Genomic DNA, 15,170 nt, shown 5'->3' on the forward strand with positions numbered 1-15,170 from the left:
AGGCCGGACAGGAGAGGGGCACCGGCGGCCGGGACCGGGAAGGGCGGCGGGACGGCCTCGTCCTCACACACCGACGTAGTGCTCGGCGAACCAGTCCTGGTGGCTGCGCGAGGTGCGCAGCGAGGCGAGGCGGGAGCGCCGCAGGGCGTCGTGGAACAGGGCGGCGCCGTCCGGGCCGGACGGGCCGTGCAGCAGCCCGATCATCCAGTGGGAGAACTCCTGCGCCCGCCAGATGGACGTCAGGCACCGCGCGGAGTAGGCGTCGAGTCCCGCGGGGTCGCCGTGGAGGAGGTCGTCGGCGAGGGCACGGGCGAGGAGCGACGCCGCCAGGACGGCGAGGTTGGCGCCCTTGGCCGCGGACGGGCTGATGAGGCCGGCGGCGTCGCCCACCAGGAACAGCGCCCCGTGACGCAGCGGTTCGAGCACATCGGACTCCAGGTCGACGACGGCCCGCTGGGTGATCCGGCCCCGGCGCAGCGGCCCGTACTGGGTCGTCCGCATCCGCAGCTCCAGCTCGTCCCAGATCCGGTCCTCGGACCAGGCGTCGGCCGGGGTGCCGCGCTCGTACTGCAGGTAGTAGCGGGTGATCTCGCGGGTGCGGGCCATGTGCCCGGCGAAGCCCCGCTCGTGCACCGCGTACCCGACGGCGTCCAGGCTGGGCGGCGCCTCGGCGAGCAGTCCGAGCCAGGTCACGCCGTGGTCGTGGTGGTGGCGGCGCACCGAGCCCGTCGGCAGCGAGCGCCGTGCGGCGCCGTGCCGTCCGTCGCAGCCGGCCACGTACCGCGCCCGCCAGGTGGCGGGCCGTCCGTCCGCCTCGCGCACGGTCACCGAGGGCCGGCCGGTGTCGGCGCCGAGGACGGCCACGGCCTCGGTGGCGAACTCGACGCGCCCGCCGGCGGCCGTGAACCGGGTCAACAGGTCGGTGACGAGCTGCTGCTGGGGGTAGACGGTGTGCCGTTCCCCCCGCCCGAGCCGACTGTAGTCCAGCCGGAACCGGCCGTCCGTGGTGCGGAACTCGCAGGTGCTGTGGGCCCGTCCGTGCCGGTGCAGCCCGTCGGCCAGCCCGTGCCGCTCCAGGATCCGTACGGTGCCGGCGGCCAGGAACCCGGCGCGCGCCCGTGTCCGCAGGTGCGCGGGCTCGGCACGCTCCAGGACGACGCAGTCGACGCCGTGGTCCTGGAGGAGGTTGCCGAGCACGAGCCCGGCCGGTCCGGCGCCGAGGATGAGCACATCGGTCGCTTTCCGGATCTTCCTGTCTGTCACGAGACGGGATAGTAGATGTCGTGAAGTGACCGACTGAACGAAAATCACCTGAATGAGGAGGTCTTCGGCGGTGACGCACGAGAAGGGGTCGTTGATCAGCGACGGGAGTGGCGGAAGTGATCGAAAGTGGCCCGAGGAGTGATCGGCGACGGTCCGGCCCCGGTCCGCTTCGTGGGCGGGCCGTGACTACGGGGATGAGGGATGTTACAAAGGCCGGATGAAGGACCGTTTCGTCCGAGTCGGCCGCATATCGTCATTCTGGTCTCTGGTGCGAAGAAACACCCGCAGTGTCGCGGGGCAGATCTTCCTCCTCCAGGTGGCGCTGGTCGTGCTGCTCGTGGCGTTCGCCGTCCTCGCCCTCGTCATGCAGTCACAGCGGCACACCAACGCCGAGGCCAAACGAAGATCCATAGCCGTGGCGCAGACGTTCGCGCACTCCCCGGGCGTGCTGTCCGCGCTGAAGTCCCCCGACCCCGCGAAGATCCTCCAGCCGCTCACCGAGGCGGGCCGCAAGTCGGCGGGCGTCGACTTCATCGTCGTGATGGACACCAAGGGCATCCGCTACACCCACCCCATGCCGGACCGCATCGGGAAGCGGTTCGTGGGGGAGATCGCACCGTCACTGGCGGGCAAGGTCTACACCGAGAGCGTGCACGGGCCCCTCGGCCAGGAGGTCCAGGCCACCGTGCCCGTCAAGGACGACGCCGGGAAGGTGGTCGCCCTCACCTCCGCCGGGCTGAAGGTCACCAACGTGACCAGCCTGGTGGACCGGCAGATACCGATCATCCTGACCGCCGGGGCCGTCGCCCTCGGCGTCGCCACGGCCGCCACCGCCCTCGTCGGCAGGCGGCTGCGCCGGCAGACCCACAGCCTGGCCCCCAACGAGATGTCCCGCATGTACGAGCACCACGACACCGTGCTGCACTCGGTACGCGAAGGGGTGCTCATCGTCAGCGACGAGGGCCGGCTGCTGCTCGTCAACGACGAGGCCAGGCGCTTGCTGGAACTGCCCCCGGACGCGGAGGGCCGCCAGGTCGCCGACATGCCGTCCCTCGAACCCGAGATGGTGGCGCTGCTCGGCTCCGGCCGAGAGGCCACCGACGAGGTGCACCTGGCCGGGCCGCGGCTGCTGGTGGTCAACCAGCGGCCCACCGACCGGGGCGGAGGCGCCCGGGGCACCGTGGTGACGCTGCGCGACTCCACCGAGCTGCGCGCCGTCTCCGGCCGGGCCGAGATCACCGGTGAGCGGCTCAAGCTGCTCTACGACGCCGGACTGCGCATCGGCACCTCCCTGGACGTCGTCCAGACCGCCGACGAACTCGCCCGGATCGCCGTGCCCCGCTTCGCCGACTTCGTCACCGTGGACCTGGCCGACGCCGTCCTGCACGGCGAGGAACCGGCGGCCACCGCGAAGGGCATGCGCCGCGTCGCCGTGTGCGGCATCCGCGACGACCAGCCGCTCTACGAGAAGGGCCGGCTGATCGACTTCCTGCCCTCCACGCCCCAGGCCCGCGGCTACGGCTCCGGACGCTCCGAACTCGTCGCCGACCTGTCGACCGAGACGGGCTGGCAGCTGCAGGACCCCGAGCGCACCGAGCAGATCGTGGACTACGGCATCCACTCCCTCATCGCGGTCCCGATCCAGGCCCGCGGTGTCGTCCTCGGCATGGTCAACTTCTGGCGGTCCAAGGAGCACGCCCCCTTCGACCAGGAGGAGCTCTCGCTCGCGGAGGAGCTGGTGGCCCGCGCCGCCGTCAGCATCGACAACGCCCGCCGGTACACGCGCGAGCACGCCCTGGCGGTCACCCTCCAGCGCAGCCTGCTCCCGCGGGGCCTGCCCGAGCAGAGCGCCGTCGACGTCGGCTACCGGTACCTCCCGGCCCAGTCGGGGGTCAGCGGCGACTGGTTCGACGTGATCCCGCTGCCGGGCAGCAGGGTGGCGATGGTCGTCGGCGACGTCGTCGGCCACGGCCTGCACGCCGCCGCGACCATGGGCCGGCTGCGGACCGCGGTGCACAACTTCTCCACGCTCGACCTGCCGCCCGACGAGCTGCTGAGCCACCTCGACGACCTGGTCGGGCGGATCGACCAGGACGAGGCGTGCACCGAGAGCCCCGCCGCCGTGGTGGGCGCCACCTGTCTGTACGCGATCTACGACCCGACGACGCGCCGCTGCACCCTGGCCCGCGCCGGTCACCTGGCCCCCGCGCTGGTCCACCCCGACGGCGACGTCACCTTCCCCGACCTGCCGCCGGGGCCGCCGCTGGGCCTGGGCGGCATGCCCTTCCAGACCGCGGAGCTGGAGATCGCCGAAGGCTCCCAGCTCGTCCTCTACACCGACGGCCTCGTCGAGGACCGCAGCCGCGACCTCGACGAGGGGATGGACCTGCTGCGCAAGGCGCTGGCGGGCCACCCCGACCGCGCGCCGGAGGACAGCTGCCGGGCGGTGCTGGAGTCCCTGCTGCCCGAGCGCCCCGCCGACGACGTGGCGCTGCTCGTCGCCCGCACGCACGCGCTGCCGCCGGACCGGATCGCCGAGTGGGACGTGCCGCCGGACCCGGCCGCCGTCGCCGGGGTGCGGGCCGCGGCGACCGCCCAGCTCGACGCGTGGGGGCTGGAGGAACTCGTCTTCGGCACGGAACTGGTGCTGAGCGAACTCGTCACCAACGCGGTCCGCTACGGCTGCGGGCCGATCAGGCTGCGACTGATCCACGACCGCACCCTGATCTGCGAGGTCTCCGACGGCAGCAGCACCTCGCCGCATCTGCGGTACGCGGCGACGACCGACGAGGGCGGCCGGGGCCTGTTCCTGGTGTCGCACCTGACCGAGCGCTGGGGAACGCGCTACACCCCGCAGGGCAAGGTGATCTGGGCCGAACAGACACTGCCCGGCCACTGAGCCACCAGTCCGGAGGCCCGAGGACGCCCGTGCCCCGGTCGCCCGCCTCCCGCTCCGGGCCGCCCGGCTCTGCCTGGCCGCCCGCCGCCCCCGGCGGGCCTCCACGTCGGCGAAGACGTCGTGGGGGAGACCCCGGCGGCCGTTCCGGTGTGCGTCGCCTCGGCCTCACTGCCTCGGCGGCCGTCGCGCGCGCCCCGACTCCACGCCCCCGTCGAGCCGCCGGGCGGCGGTGCGGGAGGGCCGGTCACCGCGTGCCCGTGGGCGGCCGGTGACCGAGCCCCGGCGTCCGCTCATGTGCCCGGAGCCTGCCCATTGTAGGAGGCGGGCGGGGCCCCCGTCCGCCGTGCCCGGGCTTCGTGGAGAGACGGGCCGGCCGCGCGGAAGGATGTCCGCATGGAGAGGATGATTGCGGATGAAGAGAGCTCTTTCGTCGGCCGGTCGAGGGAACTGGCTCTGATCGGCGAGGCCCTGCGCGCCGGGCGGCTCGTCACGCTCACCGGCCCCGGCGGGGCCGGCAAGACCCGCCTCGCCCGGCGGGCCGGGGCCCTCGGGACGGTGGCGGCCGAGGACGGCGTCGCCTGGGCCGACCTCTCCCCGCTGCGTGATCCGGGCCTCCTCGCCGCCACCGTCGCGGACGCGCTCGGGCTGTCCGACCACACCCCGCGCCCGCCGGCGGAGGCGGTCTGCGCGTGGGTGGGCAGCCGCCGCATGCTGCTCGTCCTCGACTCCTGCGAGCACCTGACCGCCGAGTGCCGCGACCTCGTCGGCGACCTGCTGACGGCGTGCCCGCACCTGCGTGTCCTGGCCACGAGCCGGGAACCGCTGCGGGTCGCCACCGAGGCGGTCGTCCGGATCGGCCCCCTCGCCTCCTCCCACGAGGCACTCGCCCTGTTCGCCGACCGTGCCGCGGCGGCCGGCAGCCCCCTGAGGGACGCCGGCGAACGCCGGCTGGCCACGATGGTGTGCGACCGCCTGGACCGGTTGCCGCTGGCGCTGGAACTGGCCGCCGCGCTGCTGCGGAGCATGCCGCTCGCGGAACTCCACGCACGGCCGCGCGCCGCGGTGGACCTCCCCCCGAAGCCACGTCGCACGGCACCCCCGCGGCACGCGGAACCGCCCCGGCACACGGAACCGCCGCGGCAGGCGGCACCCCCGCGGCACGGCGGGCTGCGCACCACCATCGGCTGGAGCCACGAACTGTGCACCCCGCAGGAGAGGTTGCTGTGGGCGCGGCTGTCGTTCCTGCCCGGTCCGTTCGACGGGACCACCGCCTGGCAGGTGGCCTGCGGCAGCCCCCTGTCACCCGACGGGGTGCGGCGGACGCTCGCCGCGCTGTGCGACAAGTCGATCGTCATGGAGCAGCGGGGCACCTACCGGATGCTGGACACGGTCCGTGAGTACGGCCGGATGTGGCTCTCCGAGCTGGGCGAGGAGCACACGATCGCGATCCGCCACGCCGAACACGTCTTCGCCGAGATCCGTCGGGCCCACCAGGAGTGGCTCGGCCCGGCCCAGCGGACCTGGTACCGGCGGGTAGCCGTCCTCCACGCCGACATCCGCCTCGCGACCGAGCACTTCCTGCGGACCGACCCGAGGGCGGCCCTGGAACTCATCGGCCACTACACCTTCTTCTGGGTGTGCTCCGGATTCCTCTACGAGGCCCGGCAGTACCTGGAACGGGCGATCGAGCTGCTGCCCGAGGAGGAGAGACGGAACGAGGCGTGGGTGCGGGGGCTGTGGAGCCTCGGGCTGACCCAGACACTGCAGGGCGACTACGACGCCGCCCGCGCGACGGCCGTCGCCTGCACCCGGGCGGCCCGAGCCGCGCGCGACACCGAGGAACTGGGCAGGGCCGCCTACCTCGAAGGGGTGCTGCACCTGCTGGAGGGGCGCCCGCTGGCCGCGTCGGCCGTCGCCGACGCGGCCCTGTCCGGCCGCGCCGCCGGGTACCCCGACGGTCCGACCGCCGCGACGGTGCTCTGCCGCCTCGTCCGCGTCTTCGCCCTCACCGGATCCGGCCGGCTGGACCAGGCACGGCACGAGGCGCTCCGGCTCCGCGCCGTCTGCGTCGAGGTGGAGGAGTACTGGACACGGTCCTACGTCGACCACCAGCTGGCCCTCATCGCCGTACTGGAAGGGCGCGCCGCGGACGCCGTACGCCACGCGCGAGCCGTGCTCGACGCGAAGCGGCACATCGGGGACGCCTTCGGGGTCGCCATGGCCCTGGACGTCCTCGCCATCGCGCTGTCCGAGACGGGGGACGCGCGGGCCGCCGCCCACGCCTTCGGCGCGGCGCTCCGCTTCTGGGAGCGCGTCGGCCACCCCCAGCGCGGAACCCCGGAGATGGCCTCGCTCCGCGACGACTGCGAGGAACGCCTCGTCCACACCCTGGGCAGGGAGGCGTACACCCGGGCCCTGCGGCAGACGACCCGGTACGACACCCGCACCCTCATGACGTGGGCCTCCCAGGGGGGCCCGCTGCCGGAGCACTGACCGCGCCGTCAGCCGGACCTCCTGCCCAGCTCGGCGGCGAACTGCGCGCCGCTGAGCAGCGCCAGGTTGGACAGCCACAGCCAGATCAGGAAGACGACGGCGCCGGCGAGGGAGCCGTAGAGCCTGCTGTAGGCGCTCAGGGTGGAGGTGTACAGGGCGAAACCGCTGGAGACGGCCAGCCACAGCAGGGCGGCCAGGACCCCGCCGGGCAGACTGTGCGCGCGCCGGCGGGCCTCGGCGGGGCCGGTGTGGAAGAGGACGACGACCAGCAGCGCCACCAGGCACAGCAGCAGCGGCCAGCGCAGCACGCTCCAGCCCCAGGCGGCGGTCGCGCCGAGGCCGAACGCCCGGCCGAGTTCCGCGGCCAGCGGCCCGGTCAGCAGCAGGGCCAGGGAGCCGGTCAGCAACAGGACGAGCAGGACGAACGCGGTGAGCACGATGCGGTGCGCCCGGCGCCAGGGGGAACGGCTGTCCTCGACCCGGTGCATGCGGTGCAGGGCACGGCGGAACACGGCGAGATAGCTGGAGGCGGACCACAGCGCGCTCAGCGTGCCGGTCACCAGCAGCGGCCACACCCCGCTGTCCGCGCTCAGCATCCGGGACAGCGCGGCGTGCAGGTCGTTCGCGGACTCGGCGGGCGCGTACGCGGTGACATGGGCGACGAACTGCTGTGCCGTGTCCGGGCTGATCAGCCCGAACGTCAGGACCGTCACCAGCAGCGCGGGCAGCACCGAGAGGATCGCGTAGTACGTCAGGGCCGCCGCGTGGTCCGTGATGTCGTCGTTCCACAGCGACACGGGTGTGCGCCGCAGCGCCGGCCACCAGGCGGCGGGCCACCGGCCGACCAGCGGCCGGGCGCGGGCGGGTCGGGGGACGGCGGGGCGGGTGCCGCCGGGGTACGGGTCAGCGGACATGGGGCATGCGGTGCGACTCGGCGCTGACGCGCAGGCGGGTGTGCGCGGTGTACGGCGCGGCGGACTTTTCGGCCTCGGCGGCCACCGCGCACAGGGCGGGCAGCACGGACTGCGGGGAGACGCCCGGCCGCAGCCAGACCCGCACCCGTACCTCCAGGCGCCGCCGGGAGCGGGGCAGGGCGCGGGCGCGGCTGCGGGCCACGCCGGGCACGGCGGTCGCGCGCCGGGCCAGCGCCTCGGCGAGCGCCCGGGTCCGGACCGTGCCGCCGGGCGCGGCCAGCGGCAGCGGCCGGGCCGCCCCGGAACGGAACTGCGCGAGGAGCCAGCAGACGAGGAGCAGGCTCAGGGTGACGGCCACCGCGATGACGGTCGGCGTCCACCAGCCCTCACCCCGCAGCCGTGCCAGCCGGCCGGCGTCCAGCAGGACGCTGTCCCCGGCGGCGGGCCCGGCCCACGGTGACGGCAGCCGGTGCGCGAGGGTGGTTCCGGTGACCGCGAGCCACCCGCCCGTGAGCAGGAGTGCCAGGCCGGTGCCACCGAGGACCAGCCGGTTCACCGGGGTGCGGAACGGCCGCATCACGCCTCTCCTTCCGGGCCGGGGCCGGGGCCGGGGACGGACCCGGCCGGTCGCTGTGCCGTCTCCCCGTCCGCTGCCGGGGGCCGCCAGACGGGCGCCGGGGTGAGGCGCACCCGCGTCCTGAGGGGGGTGCGCAGGCCGCAGGACGCCAGCGCCCGCCCGGCCGCGGCGGTGACGTCGGCCCGGACCGCCGCGCGCTCCCCGAACAGGAGCGCGGCCCGCACCGAGACCCGGCGGCGACGGACCCGTACCCGCACCTCGCCGACCCCGGCCACCTCGCCCACCGCGTCCCGCGTGAGCGCCTCGACGGCCGAGCGGTCGACCGCCGCGACGACCCGGGGCGCCGGTGACCGCAGGGTGGTCCGCCGGCGCAGTCCGGGGGTGACCGCCAGGACGATCATCCACACGCCGAGCAGCGCCATCAGGCCGCCCGCCACGACCACGGGCCGGTCGCCCGGCCCGTGCTCCGACAGCCAGTGCACGGCGTCGACCCGCCAGGCGGCCGCCGGGCGGTGCGCGGCGTGCACCATGACCAGGTCCAGGGCGAGGGCGCCGCAGACCGCGGCGCCCAGCGCGGCCAGCACGGCGACCGGCACGCGGCGCCGCGACCACAGTCGCCTCGGCGTGCGGGCGGCGGCAGCGGGCCGACGCTCACCGGCCGCCCCGTCCGCGCCCGCCTCGGGCGCCGGCGGGGCGGCGGGAGAGGTGCCGTGCTCCCCGGTCCCCTCGTCCGCGCCGGCCAGGGGTGTCAGCGAGGTGACCCTGACGCGTGCGGTGGGCACGTCGAGGCCGGTCAACTCCTGTGTCCGGCCCGCGACATGCTCCTGCAGGCTGCGGACCGACTCGCTCAGCGGCGCCGGATAGGGGAGCGCCACGTCGAGGGCCACCCGCGCCCGGTGCCCCTGCACGGACACCGCCGCGCGCGACGTCCGCTCCGCCAGCGCCTCGTCGGCCACCCGTTCGGCGATCCTGCGCACGGCCCGGTCCGCGATCGTGGTGGTGCCCCGCTGCGCGGCGGTGCTCATCGCCGGCTCCGTTCGAACGCGTCGCGTACGTCCCGGATGCCGCCGCCGCCCTCGACCCAGCGGCCCGCCGCCCAGCCGAGGCCGCCGAGGGCCCCCACGAGCAGGAACGCGCCGAAGCCGCCGAAGTACCCGGCGAACGCCAGAGCCATCCCCGCGATCATCCCCACGAACGGTGCGCTCACGCCCGTCCACCTCCCAGCTCGATCCGCTGCCGTCCACTCACGTCGGGAACCGCTACTCCACGCGGGCCTCGGTACCGGCGGACGGCTCGTCCTCGTCGGGCAGCCGGACGTCGTTGACGGTGATGTTCACCTCGACGACCTCCAGACCGGTGACGCGCTCCACCGCGGCGATCACGTTCTCCCGGACGTCGCGGGAGACGTCGGTGATGGGCACGCCGTACTCGACGACCAGGTCGAGGTCGATGGCCGTCTGCCGTTCGCCCACCTCGACCTTCACCCCGCGCCCCACGTTCGGCCGGCCGCCGGGCACGCGGTCGCGGACGGCGCCGATGGTGCGGGAGAGCCCGCCGCCCATGTCGTACACGCCGGGGATCTCGCGGGCGGCGATGCCCGCCACCTTCACGACGACGAGGTCGGCGATGGAGGTCCGGCCGCGGTCGCGGGCCGGCTGGTCCGCTCCGCTGACGCCACCGGAGACGGCCGTGGTGCCCTCGGTCCCGCCGATCCGGGACGAGGGGGTTTCCTTCGCGGCTACCGCGGTCTGCGTGGCCATGGTGGTGTCCTTCCTGTCGTGACTGCTTCGTCGGGTGCCTGTACTGGTTCGGACCCGCTCCGCGCGCCGTTGTGACGCGGATGCCCCGAAAAAGTCCCGGCGAACGGCGAAGGGGCCGGGACCAGCGCGGTCCCGGCCCCTCGTGTGCCGTGTCGTCAGGAGGCCGGCATCAGCACGGTGTCGACGATGTACACGGTGGCGTTGGCGGTCTTGACGTTGCCGCAGACCACCTTGGACTCGTCGTTGACGGTGTACGACTCACCCGAGCCGGAGGTGGTGAGCTTCGACTTCTCCAGCGTGGCGAAGGAGCCGTTCTCCAGGTCCTTCGGCGCGAGCTTCTGGCCGACGACGTGGTACGTGAGGATCTTCGTCAGCTGGGCCTTGTCGTTGAGGACCTTGTCCAGCGTGTCCTTCGGGATCTTGGCGAAGGCGTCGTTGGTCGGCGCGAACACGGTGATGTTCTCGGCGTTGTTCAGGGTGTCGACCAGGCCGGCCTTCTTCACCGCGGAGACCAGCGTGGACAGGGCGGGGTTGTTGGACGCGGCCGTGGCGACCGGGTCCTCGGCCATGCCGTCGAAGGAACCGGCACCGCTCTCGGGCACCGCGGAACAGGCGGAACCGAAGGGCTTGTCCGCCGAGGCACCGCTGCCGGAGCCCGTCATGCCGTCGTCCGACGCGGACGCGGACGCCGACGCCTTCGTCTTCGACGAGGAGTCCGAGGAGGCGGAGTCGCCGCCGTTGTCGGAGCAGGCGCTCAGGGTCAGCGGCAGGACGGCCGCTGCGGCCACGGTCACGGCGATGCGGCGGAGGGAGGTGTTCACGGTACTTCTCCTATGTGTCACGGCAGCGTGCGGCTGCCTTCTGAGGAAGGGGAAAGTGGTCTTGGGGGGTGGTGCGGGGGTCAGTCGACGGTGACGACCACGGAGTGCCATCCGCTCGAACCGTCGGGGATCGGGCGGGCCCGTTTCGCGGTCTGCACCGCACCGGTACCGTCGGTCGCCCGGACCGTGAGGGTGTGGCCGCCCTTGGTGGCCTGCCAGGGGAAGGACCACTGGCGCCAGGTGTCGCGGGTGTCCTCGGCGGCGAGTCGGGCCCTCTGCCAGGGCCCGTCGTCGACCCGGATCTCGACCTTGCGGATGCCTCGCCGCTGTGCCCAGGCGACCCCGGCGACCATCACCGTGCCGGCCCGCGGCCGGGCGAACGGTTTGGGGGTGTCGATCCTCGACGCGGTCTTGACCGGCGCCCTGCGGGCCCAGCCGCGCTTGACCCAGTAGGGGTCGTAGGAGTCGAAGGTGGTGAGTTCGATCTCCTTGATCCACTTGCAGGCGGAGACGAACCCGTAAAGGCCGGGGACGACCATGCGGACCGGGAAGCCGTGCTCGAAGGGCAGCGGTTCGCCGTTCATGCCGATCGCGAGGAGGGCGTCGCGGCCGTCCATGACGTCCTCGACCGGAGTGCCGATCGTCATGCCGTCCACCGAGCGCGCCACCAGCTGGTCGGCGGGGCCGCCCCGCGAGGGAGGCCGCACCCCCTGCTCGGCCAGCAGGTCCGCCAGCCGGACCCCGAGCCAGCGGGCGTTGCCGGCGTAGGGGCCGCCGACCTCGTTGGAGACGCACGTGAGGGTGATGTCGCGTTCCACCAGCTCACGCCGCAGGAGGTCGTCGAAGGAGAGCGTGACGGGCCGGGCGACGCCCTTGCCGTGGATCCGCAGCCGCCAGGACCCGACGTCCACCTTCGGCACCACCAGCGCGGTGTCCACCCGGTAGAACGACGTGTTCGGGGTGAGGAAGGGGACCGCACCGGGTATCCGCAGTCCCGCGCCGCGGGGAACGGCGGGCGCGGGGGAGGCGGGGGCGGGCAGGACCAGCCGGTCGCGGGAGGCGACCGCGCTCCGGCCGTTCGAACCGTTCAGGGACCGGCCCAGGGCGCCGGCTCCCGTGGCGGCCAGCGCGACGGCGGACGCCGCGACGACGAAACCCCGCCGGTCCCGGTCGGCCCCCGGCCCGCCGGACGGCGCCGCCTGCGACGGCCGCCGCCACGTGACGCGGCCGGCCAGGACGTACAGCAGGACCGCCCCGGCGACAGCGCCCACGAGGGACGGGAGCGTGTCGGTGAAACCCCGCGTGTCGGGACGTGTGGCGGCCGCCAGCGCCCCCACCGCGCCGAACACCAGCACACCGGCCGCCCCCGCGCGTCGGAACCGCAGCGCGGTCATTCCCAGAGCCGCCGCGAAAAGCGTGAGAACCGCGAGAATTCCGAGCTGGAGAACGAATTTGTCGTTGGTCCCGAAATTCCTTACCGCCCAGTCCTTCACCGCTGCCGGGGTGCGGTCGATCGCGGCGCCGCCCACCGCGACCACGGGCCCCGCCTGCGGCCTGACCGCCGTCGACACCAGCTCCGCCACGGCGATCGCGGCGTATCCGCTCACCACACCCGCCACCACACCCGCGAGCGCACCCACGCCGGGGCGCACCGGTCGGGCCGGCCCGTGTGTGTTCCTGTCGTCGTCGATCACGTGGGGAATCCGGTCCCCGACCGGCGGCGGATTGGTCGTCCATCCGATCGGGTGAAACTTTTTTCCGCACCCATCCGCAGCCTGTTCCGCTACGGATAAAGAAAAGAAATAGGTGCCCGGAGGAGGAACGGGAAGCCGGGAAGACGGGCGCCGTGAAGTCGGTGAACCGTGCAGTGGGGAAGTCCGTGGAGCCGCGACGAGCGACCGGTCCGTGTCCGCATCCGGGCGCGCCCGTGCCGGCGAATCCGATCGGGGCGTCACGGACGCCGCGCGCAGGTGTCCAACCCCGAGAGACCGGACGAGAGGAGCCACCCAGTGGCGGGGGCCCGCAGACCGACCGCACCACCCGAGGCCGACGGCGGCACCGGCGACACCGGCGTCACCGCTGACGCCCTGCTGGTGGTGCGGGCCGCGGAAGGCGACGAGGACGCCTTCGCGACGCTCGTGCAACGCCACGCGCCGGCGCTGCTCCGCCTGGCCACCCGGATGCTGCGCACCCCGGCGGAGGCGGAGGACGCCGTGCAGGACGCCTTCCTCAGCGCGTGGCGCCGCCTGCCGGAGTTCCAGGGCGAGGCGTCCTTCGGCACCTGGATGTACCGCATCGTCACCAACCGCTGCCTGAACGTCCTGCGCGCCCGCAGACCGGTGGCGCCGCTGGAGGCGGCCGGGGAGGTCCCGGCGGCCGAGCACGCCACCTCACCGGCCCGCATCACCGAGGGCCGGGACGCCGTCCGTGAACTGAGGGACGCTCTCGACCTGCTCTCGGCCGAGCAGCGAGCATGCTGGGTACTGCGTGAACTCGACGGGCGGTCCTACGAGTTCATCGCGGACGCGGTCGGCATCAGCCAGGAGGCCGTCCGCGCCCGCGTCTTCCGCGCACGCCGCTGTCTGACACGAGCATTGGGGGCCTGGCGATGACCACGCACACCGACCCGCCCGAGGGCGCCCGCGCCGACGGCGACGACGAGTCGCTGCCGTGCGGACGGCCGCTGTCCCGGGTCTGGGACGACTGGGAACGGCAGACCGACGACCCCCACACGGCCACCTGCCCGCACTGCCGGACCGCCGTCGACGACCTCGCCCTGCTGGAGAGCGCCGTGCGCGGCCTGCGCGAGGAGACCCCCGACCCCTCGGCCCACGACGCCGAACCGCTGACCCGGCGGGTCATGGACCTCGTGCGCCTCGAACTGCGCCCCGGCCGCCCGCTGCCCCTGGGCGAACCCGCCGAGGACCTCTGGATCATGGAGACGGTCGCCGCACGTGTCCTCCGCGCGGCGGCGGAGACGGTGGAGGGGGTCCGCGCGGGTTCCTGCCGCATCGTGGACGCCGACGGCCACGAGGGCGGCGCGGTGGAGGTCCGCCTCGACATCCACGCCCCCGCGGACGCCGCCCTGCGGCCCCTCGCGGAGCGGGTACGGCAACGGGTGCGGGAGGCCGCCGACCGGGAACTCGGCCTGGTCACCGCGTCCGTCGACATCCGCGTCACCGACCTCGTCGACGTCCGGGCCGAGGGCCGGGAAGGGGACACCGCATGACCGCGCACACACCGTCCGCCGCACAGACCGTGCTCGTCGAGGACATCGCCCGGGTCGTGGAGGACGTACCGGGCGTCGCCTTCCTGAGGCCGGGACTCGCCGCCCGGCTCCGCTCGGCGCTGTCCCGCCCCGACCCCGGCGCCGGCCGCACACCGACCGCGGGCGTGCGCCTGACACCGGGAGCGGACGACACCGCCGGCTGGCACGTCGACGTCCACGTGGTCGTGGTCCGCCGGGCCAGGGCGGTCGACGTGGCCCGTGCCGTCCGCTCCGCGGTGGAGACCCATCTGGCCCTCCGCTTCCCCGCACGACCGGGCGCCCGGGTGAGGGTGACGATCACCGGACAGGTCTGACGGGAGACCGCCGGGACTGACGGTCGGACGGGCCTCAGGGACGGGCCTCACGGACGGGCGTCACAGGCAGGCGTCACCGAGGGTCGTCGCCGGCGTACCCGGTGGGGTCACCGGCGTTTCCGTCCGAGCGCGAGCCGGGATGGCGGAGGCAGGAGAGCACGACGACCAGGGGCCACAGCGACTGGAAGGACGTCACGAAGCGTTCGGCGACACCGGCGGCACCGTTGTCGTTCGACTCGAACACGAACCAGAGCGCCCCGGCGCCCATCACCGAGGTCGCCGCCCAGGAGGGCACGGGACGCAGCCCCCACGGCGCCTCTGTGCTGCGGTCGGCGGCCAGGACGGGCCAGACCGCCAGGAGCGTGAAGCCGACCACGGCCACCGAACCGTGGCGCAGGGAGCCCCCACTGCTCGGCGCCGGGAGCAGCACCACCGCGAACGCCGCCAGACCACCCCCGCCCAGCGCCACCCGCCCGGCGAGCGCGGCCGCCCGCAGCCCCCAGGCGGTCAGCAGATGGCACAGCCCCAGGGCGAGCAGCGCCCCGCTCATCACCCAGAACCCCGGTGCCCCGTAGGCGGCCAGGACGCTGATCGTCTGCCGGGCAGGGTCGTAGGCGGGCCCCTCCAGGAGCGCCGCGCCCGTCCAGCCCGCGATCAGCAGGACGGGCGCGCTCATCGACGGGAGCAGGGCCCACCGGGGCACAAGTCGCACCGGTTCACCGTAGGCCGCCCCGGCGCTCCGCACGGCGGCGCCGCGCCCACCGGCGCGGGTCCGCCGTGCGGACGCGGACGCCGACGGCGGGCGCCCCGACTCGGCATCAAAGACGCGTAAAGATTGCCGGAACACGGCAATGAAACCGG

14 protein-coding genes are annotated in these 15,170 nt (G+C 74.3%); 5 read left to right on the forward strand and 9 right to left on the reverse strand.

Annotated features, from left to right (window positions below; genetic code table 11):
- Positions 1–63: 63 nt before the first annotated feature.
- Complete coding sequence (locus GSY65_RS19610) at positions 64–1,263, reverse strand: 4-hydroxybenzoate 3-monooxygenase (protein ID WP_236579905.1); 1,200 nt, start codon at positions 1,261–1,263, stop codon at positions 64–66.
- Positions 1,264–1,579: 316 nt separating this feature from the next.
- Between GSY65_RS19610 and GSY65_RS19615 the strand changes: the two genes are divergently transcribed.
- Positions 1,580–4,162, forward strand: coding sequence for a SpoIIE family protein phosphatase (locus GSY65_RS19615; protein ID WP_159776171.1), 2,583 nt, complete (start codon positions 1,580–1,582; stop codon positions 4,160–4,162).
- Positions 4,163–4,555: 393 nt separating this feature from the next.
- A complete protein-coding gene (locus GSY65_RS19620) occupies positions 4,556–6,655 on the forward strand; it encodes an ATP-binding protein (RefSeq protein ID WP_159770509.1) in 2,100 nt (699 codons plus the stop codon).
- 8 nt (positions 6,656–6,663) lie between these two features.
- Here the strand turns inward: GSY65_RS19620 and GSY65_RS19625 are convergent, their stop codons facing one another.
- From GSY65_RS19625 to GSY65_RS19655, 7 genes are all read right to left on the reverse strand, one after another.
- Positions 6,664–7,569 carry a YihY/virulence factor BrkB family protein gene (locus GSY65_RS19625; protein WP_159770512.1) on the reverse strand — a complete coding sequence of 302 codons (906 nt, stop codon included), beginning with the start codon at positions 7,567–7,569 and terminating at the stop codon, positions 6,664–6,666.
- On the reverse strand, positions 7,559–8,146 hold the full coding sequence (locus GSY65_RS19630; protein ID WP_159770515.1) for a hypothetical protein: 588 nt from the start codon (positions 8,144–8,146) through the stop codon (positions 7,559–7,561). Before GSY65_RS19630 ends, GSY65_RS19625 begins: the two co-directional genes overlap by 11 nt.
- Entirely contained in the window at positions 8,146–9,171 is a 1,026-nt protein-coding gene (locus GSY65_RS19635; RefSeq protein ID WP_159770518.1) for a DUF6286 domain-containing Asp23/Gls24 family envelope stress response protein, read from the reverse strand. The genes GSY65_RS19630 and GSY65_RS19635 overlap by 1 nt, the downstream gene beginning before the upstream one ends.
- Complete coding sequence (locus GSY65_RS19640) at positions 9,168–9,353, reverse strand: hypothetical protein (protein WP_159770521.1); 186 nt, start codon at positions 9,351–9,353, stop codon at positions 9,168–9,170. Before GSY65_RS19640 ends, GSY65_RS19635 begins: the two co-directional genes overlap by 4 nt.
- A 52-nt stretch (positions 9,354–9,405) precedes the next feature.
- Positions 9,406–9,906, reverse strand: a complete 501-nt coding sequence (locus GSY65_RS19645) for an Asp23/Gls24 family envelope stress response protein (protein ID WP_159770524.1) — start codon at positions 9,904–9,906, stop codon at positions 9,406–9,408.
- Positions 9,907–10,061: 155 nt separating this feature from the next.
- Positions 10,062–10,727, reverse strand: coding sequence for a fasciclin domain-containing protein (locus GSY65_RS19650; protein ID WP_159770527.1), 666 nt, complete (start codon positions 10,725–10,727; stop codon positions 10,062–10,064).
- 80 nt (positions 10,728–10,807) lie between these two features.
- Positions 10,808–12,367, reverse strand: a complete 1,560-nt coding sequence (locus GSY65_RS19655) for a molybdopterin-dependent oxidoreductase (protein ID WP_236579906.1) — start codon at positions 12,365–12,367, stop codon at positions 10,808–10,810.
- Positions 12,368–12,736: 369 nt separating this feature from the next.
- Between GSY65_RS19655 and GSY65_RS19660 the strand changes: the two genes are divergently transcribed.
- From GSY65_RS19660 to GSY65_RS19670, 3 genes are read left to right on the forward strand one after another with little or no spacing between them, the layout of a single operon-like run.
- The gene (locus GSY65_RS19660; protein WP_159770530.1) at positions 12,737–13,339 is read left to right on the forward strand and encodes a sigma-70 family RNA polymerase sigma factor; all 603 of its coding nucleotides are present in this window, start codon (positions 12,737–12,739) and stop codon (positions 13,337–13,339) included.
- The gene (locus tag GSY65_RS19665; RefSeq protein ID WP_159770533.1) at positions 13,336–13,956 is read left to right on the forward strand and encodes an Asp23/Gls24 family envelope stress response protein; all 621 of its coding nucleotides are present in this window, start codon (positions 13,336–13,338) and stop codon (positions 13,954–13,956) included. Before GSY65_RS19660 ends, GSY65_RS19665 begins: the two co-directional genes overlap by 4 nt.
- On the forward strand, positions 13,953–14,309 hold the full coding sequence (locus GSY65_RS19670) for a hypothetical protein (RefSeq protein ID WP_201452597.1): 357 nt from the start codon (positions 13,953–13,955) through the stop codon (positions 14,307–14,309). The genes GSY65_RS19665 and GSY65_RS19670 overlap by 4 nt, the downstream gene beginning before the upstream one ends.
- Before the next feature lie 73 nt (positions 14,310–14,382).
- On the opposite strand, the gene GSY65_RS19675 is transcribed toward GSY65_RS19670, so the two are convergent.
- Entirely contained in the window at positions 14,383–15,021 is a 639-nt protein-coding gene (locus tag GSY65_RS19675; RefSeq protein ID WP_159770536.1) for a DUF998 domain-containing protein, read from the reverse strand.
- Between the last annotated feature and the right edge of the window lie 149 nt (positions 15,022–15,170).

This window comes from Streptomyces sp. HM190, assembly GCF_009857135.1.
Taxonomy (GTDB): Bacteria; Actinomycetota; Actinomycetes; order Streptomycetales; family Streptomycetaceae; genus Streptomyces; species Streptomyces heilongjiangensis.

Excerpts from the sequence above, each read along its gene's own strand:
- GSY65_RS19620 (WP_159770509.1), top strand. The coding sequence starts at position 4,556 with ATGGAGAGGATGATTGCGGATGAAGAGAGCTCTTTCGTCGGCCGGTCG.
- GSY65_RS19625 (WP_159770512.1), bottom strand. The coding sequence starts at position 7,569 with ATGTCCGCTGACCCGTACCCCGGCGGCACCCGCCCCGCCGTCCCCCGA.
- GSY65_RS19630 (WP_159770515.1), bottom strand. The coding sequence starts at position 8,146 with ATGCGGCCGTTCCGCACCCCGGTGAACCGGCTGGTCCTCGGTGGCACC.
- GSY65_RS19635 (WP_159770518.1), bottom strand. The coding sequence starts at position 9,171 with ATGAGCACCGCCGCGCAGCGGGGCACCACCACGATCGCGGACCGGGCC.
- GSY65_RS19645 (WP_159770524.1), bottom strand. The coding sequence starts at position 9,906 with ATGGCCACGCAGACCGCGGTAGCCGCGAAGGAAACCCCCTCGTCCCGG.
- GSY65_RS19665 (WP_159770533.1), top strand. The coding sequence starts at position 13,336 with ATGACCACGCACACCGACCCGCCCGAGGGCGCCCGCGCCGACGGCGAC.
- GSY65_RS19670 (WP_201452597.1), top strand. The coding sequence starts at position 13,953 with ATGACCGCGCACACACCGTCCGCCGCACAGACCGTGCTCGTCGAGGAC.